At 56.2% G+C, this 20775-nt stretch carries 9 protein-coding genes; 7 read left to right on the top strand and 2 right to left on the bottom strand.

Annotated features, from left to right (window positions below):
* The first annotated feature begins 22 nt into the window (after positions 1 to 22).
* Positions 23 to 772 carry an enoyl-CoA hydratase-related protein gene (locus tag DJ564_RS25785; protein ID WP_109634348.1) on the top strand — a complete coding sequence of 250 codons (750 nt, stop codon included), beginning with the start codon at positions 23 to 25 and terminating at the stop codon, positions 770 to 772.
* 206 nt (positions 773 to 978) lie between these two features.
* Here DJ564_RS25785 and pyk read toward each other — a convergent pair whose 3' ends face one another.
* Positions 979 to 2430, bottom strand: coding sequence for a pyruvate kinase (gene pyk, locus DJ564_RS25780; protein ID WP_109634346.1), 1452 nt, complete (start codon positions 2428 to 2430; stop codon positions 979 to 981).
* 157 nt (positions 2431 to 2587) lie between these two features.
* Here pyk and DJ564_RS25775 point away from each other — a divergent pair, with 157 nt between their 5' ends.
* Together DJ564_RS25775 and DJ564_RS25770 are read left to right on the top strand one after the other, a co-directional pair.
* Positions 2588 to 2962, top strand: coding sequence for a tol-pal system YbgF family protein (locus tag DJ564_RS25775; protein WP_109634345.1), 375 nt, complete (start codon positions 2588 to 2590; stop codon positions 2960 to 2962).
* A 237-nt stretch (positions 2963 to 3199) separates the two neighbouring features.
* On the top strand, positions 3200 to 3559 hold the full coding sequence (locus DJ564_RS25770; RefSeq protein ID WP_109636196.1) for a PilZ domain-containing protein: 360 nt from the start codon (positions 3200 to 3202) through the stop codon (positions 3557 to 3559).
* 153 nt (positions 3560 to 3712) lie between these two features.
* Here the strand turns inward: DJ564_RS25770 and DJ564_RS25765 are convergent, their stop codons facing one another.
* A complete protein-coding gene (locus DJ564_RS25765) occupies positions 3713 to 4087 on the bottom strand; it encodes a DUF6124 family protein (RefSeq protein ID WP_109634343.1) in 375 nt (124 codons plus the stop codon).
* Between the two features lie 467 nt (positions 4088 to 4554).
* Here DJ564_RS25765 and DJ564_RS25755 point away from each other — a divergent pair, with 467 nt between their 5' ends.
* The 4 genes from DJ564_RS25755 (at position 4555) to DJ564_RS25740 (ending at position 20711) form a co-directional block, all read left to right on the top strand.
* Positions 4555 to 8523, top strand: a complete 3969-nt coding sequence (locus DJ564_RS25755; protein ID WP_162556241.1) for a hypothetical protein — start codon at positions 4555 to 4557, stop codon at positions 8521 to 8523.
* A gap of 214 nt (positions 8524 to 8737) precedes the next feature.
* A complete protein-coding gene (locus DJ564_RS25750; RefSeq protein WP_109634338.1) occupies positions 8738 to 13390 on the top strand; it encodes a Tc toxin subunit A in 4653 nt (1550 codons plus the stop codon).
* 80 nt (positions 13391 to 13470) lie between these two features.
* Entirely contained in the window at positions 13471 to 17958 is a 4488-nt protein-coding gene (locus tag DJ564_RS25745) for a neuraminidase-like domain-containing protein (RefSeq protein WP_109634336.1), read from the top strand.
* Entirely contained in the window at positions 17955 to 20711 is a 2757-nt protein-coding gene (locus DJ564_RS25740; RefSeq protein WP_109634335.1) for a hypothetical protein, read from the top strand. Before DJ564_RS25745 ends, DJ564_RS25740 begins: the two co-directional genes overlap by 4 nt.
* Positions 20712 to 20775: the final 64 nt, after the last annotated feature.

The raw sequence follows: 20775 nt of genomic DNA, 5'->3' as shown, positions 1-20775 counted from the left end.
GTTTAACGACGCGAGACTCGCCATGCCCAATGCCATTGAAGTTGAACGCGAACGCGGTTTGCTGACCCTGCGCCTGAATCGCCCCGAGAAGAAAAACGCCCTGACCCGCGCCATGTACAGCCGCTTGGCCGAGGCGCTGAAACAGGCCGACACCGACCCTGAAATCAACGCCGTGCTGATCACCGGCAGCGCCGAGTGCTTCACCGCCGGCAACGACATCGCCGACTTCATCCAGCAACCGCCGGGCAACCTCGACAGCCCGGTGTTCCACTTCATGCTCAACTTGCTGGAATGCCGCAAACCGGTGATCGCTGCTGTGGCGGGCGCGGCGGTGGGGATCGGCACGACGATGTTGCTGCATTGCGATCTGGTGTATGTCAGTCGGGATGCGCGTTTGCGGATGCCATTCGTGAATCTCGGGTTGTGTCCTGAGTTTGGTTCCAGCCTGATCCTGCCGCGATTGCTCGGGCATGCCAAAGCGGCGGAGCTGTTGCTACTCGGCGAGAGCTTCAGCGGAGAACAGGCTGCCGCCTGGGGCATTGCGACCGAAGCGTTGGGCAGTGGCGACGCGGCGTTGGCCAAGGCGCGGGAGATGGCGTTGCGCTTCGAATCGTTGCCGCCGGAAGCGGTGCGCATCAGCAAGCAATTGATGAAAGCGCCGGACCGGGAACAATTGCGCAAAGTGATCGAAGAGGAGGGCGCGTTGTTCACTCAGCGGTTGCGTTCACCGGAGGCGTTGGCGGCGTTGTCAGCCTTTATCAGCCGGCATTGAAGTGAGGTGACTGGGCTGACGCCTTCGCGGGCAAGCCCGCTCCCACAGGATTTGTGTCGTACTCCTGTTTTGTGATCACCACCCATCACTGTGGGAGCGGGCTTGCCCGCGAAGGCGTCAGCCCAGACCACACACTTCAAGGATCAAAAACCAAAAAGCCCTGCCATTCACATGGCAGGGCTTTTTGTTTTTCAGCAACCGGTCACTCAGACCATCGGGTCGCCAACGTGCAGGATTTTCATCCCGTTGGTGCCGCCGATGGTGTGGTAGCTATCGCCCTTGGTCAGGATGACCCAGTCGCCTTTCTCCACAACACCGCGTTTCAACAACTCGTCGATCGCAGCCTGGCTGACTTGCTCAGGCGGCAGCGATGCCGGGTCGAACGGTACGGTGTAGACGCCACGGAACATGGCTGCGCGGGCCTGGGTTTCGCGGTGCGGGGAAAACGCGTAGATCGGCACCGAAGATCGGATGCGCGACATGATCAACGGCGTGTAGCCACTTTCGGTCAGAGCGATGATCGCTTTCACGCCCGGAAAGTGGTTGGCGGTGTACATGGCCGCCAGGGCAATGGACTGGTCGCAGCTTTCGAAGACCTTGCCGATGCGGTGACTGGAGGTCTTGCTGGTCGGGTGCTTTTCAGCGCCGACGCAGATGCGCGCCATCGCCTGCACGGCTTCCAGTGGATACAGGCCCGCAGCACTTTCCGCCGACAGCATTACGGCGTCGGTGTAGTCGAGCACGGCGTTAGCCACGTCGGACACTTCGGCGCGGGTCGGCATCGGGTTCTGGATCATCGACTCCATCATCTGGGTCGCCACGATCACAGCCTTGTTGTGGCGGCGTGCGTGCAGAATGATTTTCTTCTGGATGCCCACCAGCTCGGCGTCGCCGATTTCCACACCGAGGTCACCACGAGCCACCATCACAGCGTCGGAGGCTTTGATCAGCGCATCGAGAGTGTCGTCGTCGGCCACCGCTTCGGCACGTTCGATCTTCGCCACCAGCCAGGCAGTACCGCCGGCCTCGTCGCGCAGTTGACGGGCGTATTCCATGTCGGCGGCGTCACGCGGGAAGGACACGGCGAGGTAGTCGACTTCCATCTCGGCAGCGAGCTTGATGTCGGCCTTGTCTTTCTCGGTCAGAGCCGGAGCGGTCAGGCCACCGCCGCGACGGTTGATGCCTTTATGGTCGGACAGCGGGCCGCCGATCAGCACGGTGCAATTGAGCTCGGTGGCATTGGCGGTATCAACGCGCATCACCACACGGCCGTCGTCGAGCAGCAGCTCGTCGCCCACGCCGCAATCCTTGACCAGGTCCGGGTAGTCGATGCCGACCACTTGCTGATTGCCTTCGGTCAACGGATGGCTGGTGGAGAAGGTGAATTGATCACCGATCTTCAGCTCGATCTTCTTGTTGGCGAATTTGGCGATACGGATTTTCGGGCCTTGCAGGTCACCCAGCAGGGCGACGAAGCGGCCGTGCTTGGCAGCGAGGTCACGCACCAGCTTCGCGCGAGCCTTGTGCTCGTCGGGGGTGCCGTGGGAGAAGTTCAGGCGGGCGACGTCCAGGCCAGCCAGAATCAGCTGTTCGAGAACTTCCGGCGAGTTACTGGCCGGGCCAAGGGTAGCGACGATTTTGGTGCGACGGACGGACATGCATAGACTCCTGAGTTCAAGCGCTGAGTGAGGCTACTATGGTCTCCGGTTGTAGTCATTGTTCATGTGCACTACTTATTCGTTTGTTTCTTTAAACGAACATTCCTGAAGATTTTGCGAAGCGGGTCGATACAGAGCTCAAGACAGGAGAACCCCCATGCGATTCGCGCTCATTGCCGTGCTTGCCCTCAGTGTGACGGGCTGCGCCCGTTGGTCGATGAACCATCATTTGAATAACGCCTACAGCGCTTACGATCGCGGCAATTGCGAGCAAGTCATGCTCGAACTGTCGAAAGTCGAACGCTCCAGTCGTGCGCGGCCTTATGTGTGGCCGGAAGTGTCGATGATGCGCGGCCAGTGCCTGGAACGGCAGAAGCTGTTCATCGATGCGGCCCAAACGTATCAATTCATCATGGCGTCGTACCCGCAAAGCGAATACGCCTACCGCGCCCGCGCCCGCCTGGAAACCTTGCAGAGCCTGGGCCATTACCCGACGCGCAGCGCGGCGGCCGTGCGCCCGACACGGTTCTGATAGCCGCTATCATGCAAAGGCTGGCCGCCCGGCGGTGGTGAGCTATAGTCCAAGAGATCGGTTTTAGAGCCTCGCCTCCAGACCGAGGTCATACCTGTGATCGGCAGGAGTATGCGTCAGCGATGTAGGGACTGACGCACCGGGATCGGGGAGAGCGCGCCCAGGTTTATAAAGAAGCCGGCACGTTCCGAAGCATTAGTGCGGCCCTGCTTAAGGGCCTTGCTGGGCCAACTGCGCATGTTTACCGACCGCCGGATCGAGCGGCATCAACTGCCGTATTTCCTGAAAGTGTTCAACAGTGTCACCGACAAACCCATCGGCTTTCTGGGCAATGTGTCCACTGACGGGCTGATGCTCATCAGCCAATTGCCCATGATGGTGGGCGTCGACTTTGACCTGCGATTGAAAATCCCCACCAGCGACGGCTGCCAGCAGGTCATTGACCTGACGGCGTGTTGCCTGTGGTGCCATGAAGATGAAACACCCCACCATTACGACGCCGGGTTCAGCCTGCAACGGGCACCGCCGGAGTATGGGCAACTGATGGAGGCGTTGACGCAGTATTTCAGTTTTCAGCCGTTGCCGGCTTCGGCCTGAAATCTGCGGCGCACCTACTGACGCCATCGCGGGCAAGCCCGCTCCCACAAGTTTCGAGTTGAACGCAGGTTTTGTGTTCACCGAATAACCCTGTGGGAGCGGGCTTGCCCGCGATGGCGTCAGCATAGACAGCAACAAATAAAAGGCTAAACCCTACGTTGTTTTAATCGCCTGCTCGTTATCCAGCGACCGCTCCACCAGCATCAACCCCAGCTCACTCATCCGGTAAATCGCCATCGCCAGATGCCGCGGCTTGTCCTCCAGGCTTTCTGCCAGGTCGAGCAGCAGAATGCTGACCGTCGAAAACGTTTCGTAGGTCTCGATGGTCAAGGCTTCGGGATTGGCGTCTGGGGCAACGGCGAACATTTTCATGGCGCGGTCCTGGGAAGAGCGAAGGGATTCGACGTCGGGTTTGAGGTAATGGTCGAGCGCCTTGTCGGCGGCGGCGTGGAGCTTTCTTGAGTCGAGGCTGGCGTAGGGGGAAACCGGGTCGGTTTCGGGGGGTGGATTGGGTGTTGGTTTGAACATGATCGATCTCCGTTATAGGGCTGCCACCATCTCGCGACTAAACGAGGGGGGTGGCGGCTGTAAGCAGGTTAGTCGACCGGCGGAGATACGAATTCCGGCGCGCCCGAGGGCGCCCTGCGAACAGCCACCATCAAGTGCGGGGATAGGGAATACCCGACTGGATGACGCTTATACACATGTATCGAACCGCCGGGCGACTAAACCCGATCGCTGATTGGCAGCGACACGGATCAAGTTACGGGGCAAGGCCAAGGCGCACAAGCCGGCGGATTCTGGCGGATGTGTAGTCCGTTGCGCAAGGCGCTGTAGTCACTTGCCCAAGCCTTTGAAAATCACCGTGAATGTGTAAATGCGTGGCTGTGCCGTTTGTCGGAACTGTCAGATTTTACAGGTAGGCAGCATCCCAGTACGCGACGTAAAAAGGAAGCCTTGGGGTATTTCAACAGTCTGGGCAGAGGAGCGGGATGATGTCAGACGAAAAGGATATATCTGTTAATTCATTGATTAATGGTAACGATGAAGAACCGCTTCAATCCAATGCCGTTAGCAAACTTTCTGATGAGGGCGGAACAGTAAATTTGGATGTGGATAAGTTGCAGGTCCAACGTGATGAATATACGGAAGATAGTGCAACGACTTCACGTATTGTGTTTAACGTTCCGCAAAGCGATGGTTCGCATCAAGTCTGGATTAAATATGTGTCTGGTGTTGTGGTCCGGGATGTGGTTGTTGGGCAATGGTATAAAGGTGTGGAATGGAATACTCTTGATGTTCCAAACCTTCCGGAGGGGCCAGGTTACTATCAAACGCAGTGGAGTTACAAAGGCCACTGGTCCAAAACAGGATACAAACATATCAATGTAAAACAGCCATCCGTTATTGATGGAGCTGATGAGCAAGTAGTTATTGATTTAGTTACAGGCACTGCTGGTGCTGGAAGTCAGGTGAAGGTTGTGCGATCAGGTTCTGGCTCAGAAATGAGTGAAATGAAAACAGTCGGAGAGAATAATAGATTCTCACTCAAACTGCGCGATGATGTACTTTGGGGGAAGCATGAAGTTAATATCGAACAGCGGGTTGCTTATTCTCCCGTTGTTTATTCCCCCTTGAAAAAAATAAACTGCCTCAAAGCGCCTACTGTTGATTCCCCCGCTCCGGGCGCTGTAATGCCGCTCAGTAGTTCGATCCAATTGAAAGGAAGGGGGGCGACCGGTGAACAAATTCAAGTCTGGAATCATAATCGTACCGTTAATTTGGGACAAGCCGATGTAAGAAACGACGGCAATTGGGGACCGATAACGGTTGATGCCAAGCGTCACTATCCTTATGGCGGTTTGCAAACTCTTATGGTTCGGCACACTCGGTCAGGCGAAGATGTCTGGACGCGGGTGGTACCATTTCTACTGGCTCCACCTGCTTTCGATGGCCCTTCAGAAGTAGAAATGAATCCGCGCATCACGGGGACGGGGCATACAGGTATTACTGGACATGCCGTATTTGTATTCCCCAATGTATCGGAGGAGAGGATCGGCAGCGGGTGGGTTGTAGATGGCAGATGGTCTGCGGATGTATTCTTGGCTCCTGGTCGCCATGTTCTTACAACAGCACAGCTCTACGGTCCGGCGATATCCGAACGGACGGCATCGCGTGTCTATCATGTTCGGCCGCCGAGCCCCACCCTCCGATTCGAGCCGGTTGATGATCGTATAGAGCTGTTCGGTACCGGGTATAGAGGCACCGGCGTTCAAGTTCACATTACTCTCTACAACATCGACTGGAACTACCTTACTACACCGGTCGATGCTGGTCAGTGGAGGATTGCAATCCCGGCCACTTTGGTCCCAAACAAATACGCATTCTCCTGTAGACAAAGCGTCTCTGATGGAGGAAGCGGGCTTATTTACAGCAACGGTTGGACCCCTTTTGTCGACGTCACTGTCCCCACTCCCGAACCGATCGTCGCGAATCCCACTGTCAACGACCTGAATGTAACCTTTTCGGGATCAGGTCATCAGTGGGGCAATGCCGTAGTCCAGGTGAACATTTTCAAGGGCAAGGGAGTTGAGCCAGCGGACGTGATAGTGAAAGCCAACGTGCTTCCTTCACGTGGCTGGACGGAGCGTGTACCGCTGAGCCCCGGTACCTATCCCGACCTCACCGCCCGGCAATGGGTAAACTCTCAATTTTCCGAAGCCGTTGCCATCCCGCCGGTAGTTGTGCTCTCACCGATTCCGAACCTGGGAGAGCCCAGGTCAGGTGCTATCGTCGGGCAGACTCCGCAACTGACCGGTAGCGCCTACCAAGGGTCCGTAATCACTTTTTCCATTCCAGGGCAAGAGCCCTTCACGGTTACCGCTGGTGAAACAGGCATTTTCGATTTGCCCGCTAAAGTAGAGCTGCCCCCGGCCACTCACACTATGACAGTAACAGCGGCCTTTGGAGGGCAGATATCCCAGCCGCTCACTAGAACGTTTACAGTACGAGCTCCGAAGCCGAAGATCAGTGCGTCCGACGGCGACAAGTTAGATCCCGTTCCAACCCTTACAGGCCTAGGTTATAAAGACTGCTGGGTGGTTATTCATGCGGCAATCGGTCACCGAACGTTGGGGAGCGGGCCAGTGGGCCCTGACGGTACATGGTCTGTGGAGTTGGAAGAACTTCTCTTGGGGGAGTTAGCTATTTATGCCGTTCAGCTGGAAAGTCAAGGCAGCAGTAACAAATCCGATCCGACCGACACGGTGACGTTGGACGTTGTTCTGCAATCACCTACCATCCTCATTCCCGTTCGCAACGGGAAAACGGAGCGTATGTCGCAGTTTTCTGGAAAAGCGCTGTATAGATCCACCGTCGAGTTGTATTTAGAGGGGCAATCCCAGCCGTTTATTAAAGACATTGTGGTGGAAAGGGACAACACCTGGAAGCGCACAGTCACGCTGCACGCGGGCCAGAATAATCTGGAAGTTGCTATTCGCTATAAGGGCACCCTCAGTCTCAAGTCCGAACATACCATTACCGTAGTGCCCGCAGTGCCAAAGATCGATACGCCGTTACCGGCCGAAAAGGTAGGCAAGCGGCTAACTATGTCCGGGTTCGGTCACGTGGGTGATGAAATAGTTATCGCAAGCCGCGACCCTGAGGACATCTTGGGTAGCACGCCAGTACTGGCTGATAAAACCTGGTCGGCCACTATCGAGCAGACCATAGCCACTGACCTGCGTGTTGCGGTTATGGCACGAGCTGGTGCGGGCCTGGATTCCGCCTATACAGACACTATCCAGTTCACCAAGCTGACACCCGCTCCGAAAATCGTCGAGCCTCAGCCAGGCGACTGGACCGGAGTCAGGCCGCTGTACAGTGGATTGGCAGAGCCCGGCGCGACCATCACCGTGGCCTTATGGTTTAACGCCGACACCCTGCTCGCCGAACCAACGGTGGCTGATGAGAATGGACGATGGTCCGTCTGGGGAAACAAGGATCTTCTCGAAGGCGCCGTGTGGGTGGTCATTCGTCAAACCCTGGACGGTATTGATTCCGAGTGGGTTGAAAGCGGGCGCTTTATGGTGGAGCGAATGCCCGCCAACTTTGAAGCGCCGACAGTGACTTTCCCGCTCATCGGGCAGAAGGCCGGGCAATGCCCGATGTTCGAAGGGACAGGTGTGCGGGGCTCTGAAGTGCACATTTTCAAAAAGGGTAACGGTAACGTTGTAGTGGCTAGGGCACGGGTCGATCGCTATGGCGCATGGGCGGTACGGTCGCAGATCGAATTGCCGGTAGGGGATGACTACGAGTGTTCGGTGCATCAAACCCGCGACGGTGCGACATCCAAATGGTTAGTGCCCGACCGTAAGTTCAATGTGATACAGGTTTCCGCCGGCTTTGCGGCTCCGATCATCGAGGCGCCGCAAAATGATCCATTGAAGACCCAAGAACAGCTGCCAGAGTTTTCCGGTACCGGCGTGGTTGGGGCAGAAGTAGTAGTACGTATATATAACAAGCCGGACGTCCTCGCCAAAACAATAGTGGATGCACGTAACAAATGGCGGGTTCGCAGCGAAGTGGTAATGGGGGTGGGAGGTCACGAGATCGTGGTTGAGCAGTTCAGGGACGGTCAACGCTCGGCCAGTTCCAGGGTGTCTTTCACCGTCGCCGAGAAACTCGACCTACCCGTCTTCGGAAGTCCGGATCAGTACGCGCATATATCACCTGATGGGGTAGTAAAAGGCACGGCACTCCCAGGCACGACGGTGAGGCTGGTTGAGTCGGGAAACCCCGTCGTCGAATATGGCAACAGCGTTGCCGATGCGCAAGGGAGGTGGCTGATTGTGCTCCAAGGGCTCCCTTTGAAGGAAATTTCGCTTACTGGGGAAGGCATAAATAATCAGATGCGAGCCCGGTGGATGGCGCCTCTCGTTTTGAAGGTGATCAATGCCGGCTAAGGCGATGGCGTATTAAACCTGGCCCTCCTGTGAGGGCCATTTTTTTGCCCATTCTGCGCGTTCAAACGTTTTTATTCCGACAGGCGGACAAGATACCTGTCAGATATGACAGTAGATCTTCTCGCGCCCTCAGCGCTAAATCAGGATGACGATCACCAAGGCAAACTCGCTGAGCGGGTTCAGCATTCGTTTTGCCTGACAAGGAAATAGCGCAATGACTGCATCCGACAATCCCCCGATTCATCAGTTGGTCAAGACTGTGCTGGGCGAGCAAGGTATTGGCGCGTTCACTCGTTTGAATGAGCACATCAAGCAACATCCCAGCGTGTTTGAATTGATCAAATTGCGGCCTGATGAATTGCAGGCGCTGGGCTTGAGTCCGGTACAAGCCAAATCCTTGCTGGCACGTGGCAGGGCGTTGGCGTCATACATGGCCAGGGTCTATCGCGAGCAGAGTTTGCGTGCGGCTCCATCGTCAGACGATGAAAAAGTGCCGTTGCCCACGTATCTGAAATTGTTTAATCCGAATACTGACGGCAGCGCCCCGGCGGACGGTATCGACAACCGCGCCTCAACCACTGCTTATATGGTGCACCTGGCGGAGTGGGTGCGCGACAAGATCGTGCCGCAAGGCAAAGACGCAATACCGTTGGAGGTGCGTCGCCCGGATGTGCGCAAACTGCTGATCGACAACGAGGCGGTCAGCCAGCAGCAGTCCAGGCTGGCGATTGTTAACAAGGTGCTCGAAGCTCAGATCAAGACCAGACCGAATATCACGGATGTAAAGGCCTACCTTCGCACCGTCCGGTATCAAAATAGTCTGCCCTACGACCATGATTGGGAAAGTATCTGCCATGTCGTCCAAACCGTCCTGGAGGATGGGTCATTGGGGGATGTGATTCGCCATGTGGACCCGAGTTTCCCTTATTTCAAGAATCCGGGCGCCGTGGGGGATTGCGCTAACGTTGCCTTGCAATTGAGCATCGGTCTCGGGCCGCTTCTATTGTCGCTGCTCCTGGAGTCGCCCTACTTCCCGTTGACGGCCGAGCAGGCCAAAGAGGGACTGCGCAGGGTAGATCCGCTGACCCGGTTGGTTGATCCGGATCCTAAAAAATCCGCCGCCGACTTTTATCGATACAATTTCGGCACATTGGTGCCGGGGTTTGCCAGTCTGCGGATGCTCTGGATCTTCGCTCATGTCACACGCCTTGACCAACGCGGGGTGGAATCATTACTGGCGCTTGGTGCCTTTACCCCCAAACTCTCTGCCAACGCGCCAGTCATGGCTACCCCGGATGTTCCTGTGACAGGCGCCTTGTCAGGTGCCCGGTATATCCATGGTGGGGAGGGGCCGGCTATCGAGTTGATCAGAAGCGGCGTGGCAAACCAGATCCAATTGCACCATGTGGGGGAGGACTCATTCCCGTTGCTGGAAGCTCGCTTTGATCGCATCAACCGCAAGTGTCGTCTGGACCGCGTGCTGCAATTGAAAAGCGATGAGGTCGACGAATTGATTGAGGCCGCGACAGAGGCCGAATTCCGTGGCACCGGGGAGGGCTCACTGTGGATCAGGACCAATACCCTGCGCTGTCTCGGGCTATTCAAGATGTTGAACCGCACGCATGGCTGCCAGGCCGAACAGTTCGCTGCGCTCCTCAACGTACTGTCGGTATACGGTCGAGACGGCCAACTGTCGCACTTCGACCGCGTCTACAACTGGAACGACATGTATGAGGATCCGCTGCTCATCGATAACGTCGAGTTTGCGATTGTTCCGCAGACCAGTGCCGACGAAAAGACGGTTCATCAGATTTGCGGCGCCCTGGAGATCAACTTCGAGACCTACCGCTTCCTGGCGACAGTGATCGCCAGGGCCTTTGGCCTCAAGACCCATTTGAAACGTAGCCTGGCGATTTTTTCCAGTTTCTGGCGGTTGGTCTGGCTGGCACGGTTGTTCAAGCTGACAGCCATCGAAGCGACGGCGCTGCTCCAGACACTGAGCAATGGTGAAGGCCTGGTGGCGCAATTGGCTGGAGAGCCTGCGGTGTCCAGTCAGGGGGCGGGTGATGGCGCGGATGCCTTGAGTGCAATACATGCGTTGATGACGTGTGCGGCCTGGTCGCAAGAATACGACTTATCGGTCCTGTGGTTAGTGGAACATGTGAAGCCGGTCTATGTTCCAACCGTTTGGTCCGAGGCACAGGAGCAGTTTTTGCGCAAATTGCGCAGCCAGGTCCTGCCGGTGCTGGTACTGCAAGCCACACTGCTCGAGGAAGGCGCACCGCTACGTGACAGTAGCCAGGATCTCATCGAGTGGCTGGAGCACTTGAAACCACTGGTGGACCACCACGGGTTGGTGATCGGGCGTCATGATCAGACCGAAGCGCAGTATCTGGAGTATGCCCGTGAAGAAATCAAGAAAGTCGTGGGCGAGGTCCTTGGGCCGAATGCGGGTGTTGCTGAGCGCGAGCGCCTGCAGAACATCATCAGCGCGATCGTACTTCGATGCCGGGACGAACAGCGAGTGGTGGTGGTGGAAGGCCTTTCGGTTTACCTGAAGCTGGATTCATTGCTGACGGCGCAGGTGCTGTCCTGGGCTCAGGGGCATCCATATGACTTCCTGGTCAAGGCCATGCCGTTGTCACCCGATCATCCGTCGCTGGCACGGCAGGAGCGCAATGAACCTGACGAGTTCTTGAACATGCTGGCAGAGCTGGAGCGGCGCGGGCGGATTGCCGACAAGCTGGGCTTGACGCCGCAAATGCTGCAGACACTCCTGACGGACGAACAGTATCAATGGTTCAGTCTCGAGAGCCCCTACGAGATTTCGATCCAGTCGGTGTACTACCTGGCGTTTTACCGTCGAATGATTACCCAGGCCCGGCAACCCGAAGAAAAAATGCTCGACTACTTGCATCAGGTCAACCTGTTGCCCCGCGACTTGAGTCCCGACGCGTTGCAGCTGATTCGTGATGCCGCTGCCAGCAAGCTGGCCGCTTTTTTTGGCTGCGGGATCAAGCATGTCCTGACCTGCGCCGAACACGTCAGCCAGGGGGCCGAGGACAGTGACCGTCCTGGCTGGCCGATTTTGCACACACTGGCGCACCTTGATTTGTTGAGCCGAACCCTGGAACTTGCCAGGAAGGGGATGGACGCTACTGCCGCGTTTGGTTTGGGCACGCTGGCCCCTTTGGATCAGGAACAGGTCTTTGCCGGCGCCGCACAAAACGCTCTGGAAAGCCTGGCCCGATTCACCACCCTGACCACCCCGCCAGATTCGGCTGAAGTGGGTCAGAGCATCACCACCCGTTGTGTGGTTGACAACCCGAAATTGATCGCGAACGTGTCACAGGAAGTCGCGGAGTTCGAACTCAAGCTTCAGGACTTTTACGGTAAACCACTCAAGGGGATCGTTGTTTACTGGAAGACAGACCTGGGGGCCATGCTCACACCTCAAACCACCACCGATAATCAGGGGCGGACCTGGGCGTTATTGCAGGCGGGGAGGACGGTCGGTACTGCTCATGTTTCATTCCATCTGCCACTGCACGAGCCGATTTACGCCCCCTCGGTGCGGATTGACTGTGATGAAGCGACCCTGTTTTTCTCATCGGAGCTGGTGTCGCCACTGCCTGACCACGAGCTGCTGGCGGGTCGCTTGTCGGTTTGGGAGCTGTCGGCTGTTCTGGCGGATCGTTATGGAAACAAGGGAATGCACCGAGAGGTTGACTGGTCCACGACCTATGGGGAGTTCCGGCCAACCCAAACGTCTACGGACGCAAACGGCGAAACCCGCGTGCAGATATCCAGCCTGAGCCCGGGCGAAGCCGAAATTGCGGTTGTCGATGTGGAGAGTGACGCCAGTATCAACTTCAACGGCAAAATCAGATTTGCCAACAAGCCGCGAATTCTCGATAAGCCTGAGGTCATCACGGTGGCCTTGGTCGATCACGAACTGCAAATGCGTTGCAAGGTGGTCGGACTTGATGGCGAAGCTGTCGAAGGTGAGATCGTGAAATGGTGGACGAATCGTGATTCAACGGAAACCGAACAGCAAAGTGATCAATACGGGTTTTCCATCTTTGCTGTACCCCCTTCGTCAATCGGCAATCTGACGATCTACGCGCAGCTAGGCGACAACCCTGTTGTTGAGCAGGTGGTGCGGCTGGCGAGCGATGTCGTTCTCCAGAACTATTCGGCTGACGTCAAGTATTCGATTGTTCGCGACCCGAAGCCGACCTTGTGCTGGGTGGATGTGAGGACAACGCCTGCCGATGTGGCGCCGCCGATACCCAATTATCCGGTCACGTGGGAATGCGCCCCGCCAACGGAAGGCTCTGCACCTCAAATCGTAACCATTGTAACGGATGCGCAAGGTCGGTCGGTGTTCCCGATCAAGGCAGAGGTCGCTGGTGAGTTCAAGGTCACCGCTCGGCTCGAACTCCATCCGGTTCAGTTTCAGGACTTCACAGTGAAGGCCATTCCGGCCATCGGCTGGATAATTGAGTTGGTATCCGAAGGCAATCGAACAACGTTTGACCCCGCCAAAGATAAGCTCACCTTGCTCAGAAATAGCAGCTACCAGCTCGAAATAACGCCCCGCGAAACCGGATTGATGGGCAGCAAGGCCGCGGTGGGCTGGAGTTCTGTCTATACCACCAAGGCGCTGGGGATGGAATTCGACCCTCCTCTCGCCACGCGCTTCACCTTCGTAGATGGCCAGCCTTACATCTTGAAGTTGTCTACCGGTGACATCAGAAACGGGCTGTTCGAATTGAGCCTGGTCTGCGATCAGTTGAATCAGGCGCTGGTGTTCAAGGGCGAGTTGCTCAAGCGCCTTCCCACTCGACGGCCACCGTCGTCATGACGGATTGATTGTCTGGTCGTCACCTGCCCGCACAGTGTGTTGGCAGGTTGGGTTATCACGCAGCAACAGGAAGAACAGCCATGGAAAATCCGCAAATCAATGATCTGACGCAACGTTACACCACGGCGATGGTAGAGGCGTATTTGGGGCAGAAACTCTGGAACGGCCCAATCACGGTGTACACCCTTGATGAACTGTGGGAGTACTTGATGATGGATACCCAGGACAGTCCTGAATTGCAGGCGACCTGGCTTTCCACAAACGTGCGCTGTCTGCAGCAACATATCCAGTCGGTCTACAGCGGCATGGAGCCGGGCTATGAAGAAGCCTATTTTGAAGAAGAAGACCTCGAGTACTGGTACCAGATACTCAGTCACTACAGCACGTGGTCCGCGAATGTCATCCTTCAAGACATGGCGGCCAATTACATTGAGCCTTCACTTCGCCTGAATAAAACCGAGCTGTTCCGGACGCTGGAAAGCCGCCTGCAGCAAATGCGCCTGACCACCGACTCGGTGCAGGAAGGTTTGATGGAGTATGTCCAGGCCCTCCAGGGCATTTTTGATCTTGACGTGATCAGCGGCTACATCAACGGCGCCGATCCACGGGACGCGGTTTACTGTCTGATCGGGACTGATAAGTGGGCATCGCCGGACGTTTACTACTGGCGCACGGTGAAGGTTGAACTGGACAACAACAGCGAAAGGATCAATCCCGTCGCCTGGGGCGAATGGCAAAAGATCGATTTGGCCATCATCGACAAGGTGATCGATATCCGCGCTGTTTATTGGGGCGGGCGCCTCACAATCGTCTGGTGTGAATGGCGTGAGCGGGAAGTCGATTCAAACGGCGTTGTGCAGAGCCCCTGGAGGCTAGCGCTCAAAGCTTCCTTCTGTTCGCTGAACGGCCGGTGGTCAGCCCCTGTTTCACTGCATCAGCGCGACTGTGAGTACGATGTTTCCAATGGCCGGTTGACGGTGGTTTCGCTTGGCGACGGTGACCCGCGCGATGATCGGTTGGCGGTCTGCTACACCAACCGTCAGGCCATCGACACAACACCTTCGTATCAAGAAATAGAGATTCATGAGATTCGCGATGCCTTGTTTCAAAAAGTTAATGAAGACACTGCGACCGCGACATTGCTGGGAGTGACGTTTGCGCGTTTCCGGAACCCGCATAGCCTGCAGCAAAAGGTGGTGCCTCAAGATTACTCGAAAGTCACCATTGAAATCAGCCCGGAGACAGCGGGTTCACTCACCCCACACTTAGCGCTGGACGTCATCCACACCCGCGAAATCGGCCCGGACAATAATCACTATGAGGTGCTCCGAGTACGAGGGCGCTGCGATGCCGTGGCGGAAACCGGCCGTGTTCTGGAGCGTTTGTTTATCAGCTGGAAGGCGCAGGCAGGCACTAACTCCTTTGATATCAGCATGGTCGAGGCCGGCGAAAGGAGGCTCAAAATCACGCTCACCGCGCAGGAAGAGCCGGTGCAGGATTATGAACTACAGCGCGTTGATGGGGTGGGCAAGGTAACGATCCATCGATTTGAATCGGAACACTTCGAGGAAACGTCTGACGGGATCTGGGTGGCCACTGCTGTCGTCATGCTGTCCCACGCATCGTTAAGCTATCTGCTCGGGAAAACTCATGACGAAATTCGGGCGGGCGCCGGTTTGTCGGTTAACGGCCTGGGGGATGCGGTACACAATGAGCAGAATCAGGTAGTGCCACGAATCCAGTATGCCTCCGTCAACTTCTCGCTCAAATTGCCGGCTCGAGATGAAACCGACCCGGTAGACTGGACTTCGAAGGGCTCACTGAACGGCACATTCGCAACGTCATGGCTGACCTATACCCGGCAGGCTGCATCGTTCGATAGCAAAAGTTTCCCCATCGACAGCGCTATTGTATTTACATTCGGTGCGGACAACACATCAACAGGGTTTGGACGCAATAAATTCGAGGTGTCCCTGAACGAAAGCCCTCATTTGTACATGACGCCTTCCATCGACAAAAGCAACCTCAAGGGCGCGCAATTCCTGATTTTCAACAACCCGAACCAGACGCTCAAATTTGTACGGTTGAACACCCAATTCGCTGCGGTACTGATCAGTTGCGCAGCCATTTCGGTTGATGCGTTGCTGGCCTTGCCGACCCAGCATATCGAGGAACCTGTCGGGCCAGGCGGGACACTCGAGAAAAATGGTCCGTTCGACGGGTGTAACGGGCGATATTTCTGGGAGCTGTTTTTCCACCTGCCTGATCTGGTGGGCTCACGCCTGATGGCGGAGGGGCGTCACCGTGAAGCGCAAAAATGGTTCGAATACATCTTCAACCCGTTGGCACGCGAGATGGGGCCACCATTTCCGGCACCCGCATACTGGCGTTGCCGCCCCCTTCATAATGACATCGACCCCGCGTATGAGAACTACTCGACTGACCCCGATGCGATCGGTTACACCGCGCCCATTCACTTCAGAATGGCCATCTTCCTGCGTTACGTGGACAACCTGATAGCCTGGGGCGACCGTCTGTTTCGGCAGCTGGACTATGACAGCATGGTGGCCGCGAAACTGAATTACAGCAGGGCATCAGCGATGATGGGCACGGAGCCGGATGCTCGAACCGCCAGTACCTGGGTGCCCAAGACGCTAGAGGAGTTGATGGCAAAAATTCGCGAGCGTGATCCGCTCAAGGCTTTTGAAGCAAACTTCAAGGTCAGCCTTGCCCAGGTGCCCACCGGGATGAAAAGGACACCGCGTTTCGACTTGCTGGGAGCGGAGGACGTGTTCCGTTCCGGTATCAACCCAAGGCCCAAAGCGTTGTGGGCCTTGCTCAAGTCACGGTTGACCAACCTGCGTACCAATAAATCGATTGATGGCCAACCTCTGAACATCAGGCTTTTCAGTCTGCCCATGGATCCGAAGGATCTGATGCTGGCACAAGCCAATGCAAACTCCGGCGTAGCGCGCAGTCCGGGTGGGCAGGTACAGGTGGTGCCGTATAAATGGCAAACCGTTTACAACCTTGCGTTGCAGTGCGTCGAGTTCCTGATACAGCAAGAGGAACAGCTCCGGTCCTGGTTGGAAAAGCGCGATCAGGGGCAGCTGGAAGAGTTGGGGCAAGGTCATGTGATCGAGCTTGCTGAATATACCAAGGCGATACATGAGGCGACAATTGCTCAACACGAAGCACTGGCGGCGTCGTTGAGGCAAAGCAAGAGCATGCTCGATGCACGGGTGCAGCATTATCAAGACCTGGTGACCGCTGGAGTTTGGGACGCTGAGCGCACCGTTCAGGAAAAAAACCAGACGGCTGCCATTCTCGCCGCCACCGCGGGCGCGTTTCTGGCATTGGGTGGGTCGCTGGACACTCTCCCCAATATCGGTGGGGCGGCCGTTGGTGGCGGGCGTTATGGCGCTATCCCGCAGGCGGTGGGTGATGTCATTCAGATAGCCGCGGACGCCCTGAGGTTCGAGGCCGATCAGCTCAACATCAATGTGCAACAGTTGCGCAGGCATCAGGAGTGGGCGTTTACACTCGATCAGTCGACGCGTGAGGTGAATGTGGTGCGCGAGCAACTGGCTGCCCAGGAACATGCGATCAACGCCGCCCGTGCCAGTATGCAACAGATCCAAATGGCCAATGCCCAGGCCAGAGAGGTGTACGAGTTTTACAAAAATCGCAGTACCGGCCCGGAATTGTGCAACTGGGTTGTTGGGCAAATCAAGACATTGATCTATCAGCTTTACGATGTGGCAGCGGGCTTGTGCCTGACGGCTGAAACCTGTTGGCAGTATGAAATGGGCGATTACAAAAGTCGTTTTATCCGTCCCGCTGTCTGGGAGGATTCCCGTCATGGGTTCACCGCCGGCTTCTCGTTGAAGCTGGATCTGCTGAAGATGGCGACCGCCCGTATCAAGCGCGACGAGCGCAGGTTGCAGTTGGTCAAGACGATTTCACTTAAAAACCTGGTGAAGGACGACCATTGGAAGACTTTCATTGAAGATGGAAAGCTGGAATTCGACCTCAACGAAAAACTCTTCAATCGGGATTACCCAGGTCACTACTGCCGCCAGGTCAAGCGCTTGTCTTTGACTTTTCCTGGTCTGTTGGGGCCGTATCAGAATATTTGTGCCGTTCTGGTGCAGATCAGTAGTGCGACGATTCTTGAGCCTGATATTGCAGCCGTTGAATTTCTGCAGGGCGGGTCCTCCGCTCCGGAGGGAGGTTCGTTAATACAGAACGTGCGCCCTTATCAGCAAATAGCCCTGTCCGATGGACTGGTTGACAACGGTGCTGTCGACAACGTCGATGATGACCGCTACGAGTCTTTTGAAGGGACTGGCGCTCATGCAAAATATCGCTTGATGTTCCCCCGGGCTACGGAAACTGCGCAGCAAAATATTCTGAAATCCCTGACGGACGTCCTTCTGACGTTGACGTATCAAGCCAGGGATGGTGGGGAGGAATTCGCCGGACGTGTTGAAGACACGCTTAAACCTCCCCCCGACACGAGTGTATTGGCCGGCAACGCAGCACGTGCAAGGAAGGTTCAGCCATGAACAAAGAGAACGTTCAGGCTAATCATAACTTTGTCGTCAATGGCAGTTTCACCACCAGCCTGGAAGGCTGGACCATTAGTGACAGCCGGAAGGTCACTCGACAGACAGGACGGTGGCAGGGGCAGACGATCGGATTTTTGTCCGCCGTCAATGAAGGTACTGCCAGCCAAACGATTACGCTGGCCCGATTGCCGCGCCCGACGCCTGGACGGGCCGACTATAAGTTGTTCTTCCTCTACGAGGCGATTGATAGGGCGCAATGTAAAGTAGAGATTACTCCCGGCCTCGGTGGGACGGTCGAATATCCACTTTTACCTTCGCTCAAGGTCGAAACAGGCCAGCAGCTCGATCCCGACGAGCCACTGGAAGACCCGGAATTCCGAGCGTTCGAGGAGCCGATCACGCTGGAGCACGGGGAAAAAACCGTCACGTTCAAATTCATCACTCCGGAAAATGAAGAGGTGGGAAAGCCGGGCGGACTGCGGGTTGCTTTTGTGCGCGTGGAGTTGTTGCTGGAGGAGTTGGATCTGCTGAGCATGACCATCGATGGCATCGTGTTGCGTCCCGATGAAAAGCTGCACTTGTGCCTGGGCGCGCAAGGTGACAACGCCCATAAAGTCACCTTGCAACGGGCGGTCAACAGTGTCTGGCGTAAAACAGCCGTTTCGTTGAGGGTCGAGAGTGACGATATAGATCCGAAGGGCATTGTTACGGCTCAGCCATCCTGGGGGGATGAGCAGCTCATTGACTACCCATGGCGAATCAGCAGTGTGGGGGTTGATGAAGATGCAGTGTTCACACACGAACTGTCAGTGAGGAGCCAATACACCGCCGAGACTTACCCGCTGACCGCAGTCTCGGGGCATTTCCGGCTTGATGTCGTCCCATTGCAGGAGGCCGCTTACTACCCGGTGATCGACCTCATGCAAAGTGTGGAGCTGCGCGTGCGGGTGGAGTCCCACTACACACGAAGAGCCATGGCCAATCGTGAGGTTACCTGGGTCCTGTACTCACCCGAAGGCGATACCGAGTTGCAAAAGGATTTTTCGGATGAAAATGGTGAAGCCACTTACCTCTTCACACCGGACACAGCGGGAGACATTAAAATCGTTGCTCACGTTGATAGCCATTATCACAAGGAAGCTGCCACGTATGAATTCTTGTTTGTAGCCTTGCAGAAAGATCCGTGGCTCGACGCAACGTTTGCACTTGATTCACTGACTCCTTTTATTTGGGGAGACCAAGACGCCTATCCCTGCCGTGGTGACACTCATGCGGTGACGCTGGCTTTCCCGGGTGGTCACGCGTTCGTCGGTGCCGAGCTGATGTTGCAATGGTTTGGGGGCTCACCTGAAGAGCTGGGTATGGAGTTCAACCCCAGGCTCGATACCTGGAACAGGATCGAAGGGCCGGGTCGCAAGTGGGACATGTCGTGTGGAAACGTGCGAGACAGCGAATTCAGGTTCCGCGTCAGTTGTTCAAAACTGTTGGAGGCGTCCCCTTTCCAGACGCTGAAACTGGCGCATAACAAACTGGCCGTTGGGGATACGAGGGAGTCTTCGAGATTCCCTGTGGTGGACGGCCCAGCCACTGAGTTGGCCATTCAGATCATGTCGACGGTTCCAGGTGTGGGTGGTGTGGCGGACATTGATGTCGATTGGTTGTATGACAGGAAAAAAGAGACATTGCTCACTGGGTTGGGGGGGTGGTGTGAATACTCGTTTAGTCCTGGCATGGAAGGCCCTTTCGAGGTCAACACTAAAGCGGTTAGCCATTACGACAGCAAGAATATCGGTCATCGCTTCACGGGCATAGTGTTGGGTGAAGAACCCTGGAACGCATTGGCCACTGTGACCTTGAATGGCAGGCCTTCCGGACAAACCGGACTTGTCTGTATTCGCGGTGCAGGCCCGGTAGAGCTGCGGATTATGCCGATTGGCGAGACGCTGGTGGATGAGGAAATCTCCCTGGATCTGGTTAGCGAAGAGGAGGAGGATCTCGACTTTTGTGTCGTCCCTCCGATGGCAGATCCGCGAGTATTAACCGGTGCCGGGCTGGTCTGGCGCGTTCATTCAACCTCCGCGATCAGCGCGCGTTTTCAGTTGCACGTGCGTCATGACCAGCTCCCCGATTATGTATTGCCGGGGCTGCTGCTTTCACCGACGCTCGAGGGGGAGGGAGCACTTTCCTTTGACGGGCACACGTTGGACCCTAGGAGCACGTTCTATCCCTGCCTGGGTGCTTTTCACCGGTTAAAGTTTGTTCCAAAGACTCGCAGCCCGTTGACTAGTCTTTTGGTCGCCGCGAAATGGAATGATCCGTCAGGCAATGCGCTGGATTTGACGTTGGACCCTCCGGAAGGGGAAGAGAAGGAGCTGGGTTCAGGGGGCCTAGAGTGGATGCTGAATGCCATACTCAGCACCATGCCTGGACAATCGGGTCTCTCACTGGATTTCCCTCAGGTACGGTTCACTTATCCTCAGATGCTTCTGTCACTGGGGGATAACCGAGTCAATATTGAAGAAATACGTGAGGCCAGTTTCGATCCGGAAGTGGGCCAAACCGTCTTGTTGGAGCTTCAGGTCAAGTCCTTCCACACCAAACTGGCCGTGCAAAGTCTCGCCGTAAGCTTTGAGCTTGGAGACACTCAAGAGGTGGTGCGAACGGACGCGACCGCGCTTTGCCTTCACAGCCACAGAACCGGGCGATGCAGTGGTGACTGCTACGGTGCCAAGCCCATACGATGGCGATAAAACTCACACGTTTCGCATCACGGTGCTGGCCGCTGCAGTCCGCAGCATTTGATACATCAGCCGC

The organism is Pseudomonas sp. 31-12, assembly GCF_003151075.1.
Lineage (GTDB): Bacteria > Pseudomonadota > Gammaproteobacteria > Pseudomonadales > Pseudomonadaceae > Aquipseudomonas.
Note: the sequence above shows the minus strand (reverse complement) of the source record. Positions and strands in the feature narration are given on the sequence as shown.

Excerpts from the sequence above, each read along its gene's own strand:
- DJ564_RS25785 (WP_109634348.1), top strand. The coding sequence starts at position 23 with ATGCCCAATGCCATTGAAGTTGAACGCGAACGCGGTTTGCTGACCCTG.
- pyk (WP_109634346.1), bottom strand. The coding sequence starts at position 2,430 with ATGTCCGTCCGTCGCACCAAAATCGTCGCTACCCTTGGCCCGGCCAGT.
- DJ564_RS25775 (WP_109634345.1), top strand. The coding sequence starts at position 2,588 with ATGCGATTCGCGCTCATTGCCGTGCTTGCCCTCAGTGTGACGGGCTGC.
- DJ564_RS25770 (WP_109636196.1), top strand. The coding sequence starts at position 3,200 with ATGTTTACCGACCGCCGGATCGAGCGGCATCAACTGCCGTATTTCCTG.
- DJ564_RS25765 (WP_109634343.1), bottom strand. The coding sequence starts at position 4,087 with ATGTTCAAACCAACACCCAATCCACCCCCCGAAACCGACCCGGTTTCC.
- DJ564_RS25755 (WP_162556241.1), top strand. The coding sequence starts at position 4,555 with ATGTCAGACGAAAAGGATATATCTGTTAATTCATTGATTAATGGTAAC.
- DJ564_RS25750 (WP_109634338.1), top strand. The coding sequence starts at position 8,738 with ATGACTGCATCCGACAATCCCCCGATTCATCAGTTGGTCAAGACTGTG.
- DJ564_RS25745 (WP_109634336.1), top strand. The coding sequence starts at position 13,471 with ATGGAAAATCCGCAAATCAATGATCTGACGCAACGTTACACCACGGCG.
- DJ564_RS25740 (WP_109634335.1), top strand. The coding sequence starts at position 17,955 with ATGAACAAAGAGAACGTTCAGGCTAATCATAACTTTGTCGTCAATGGC.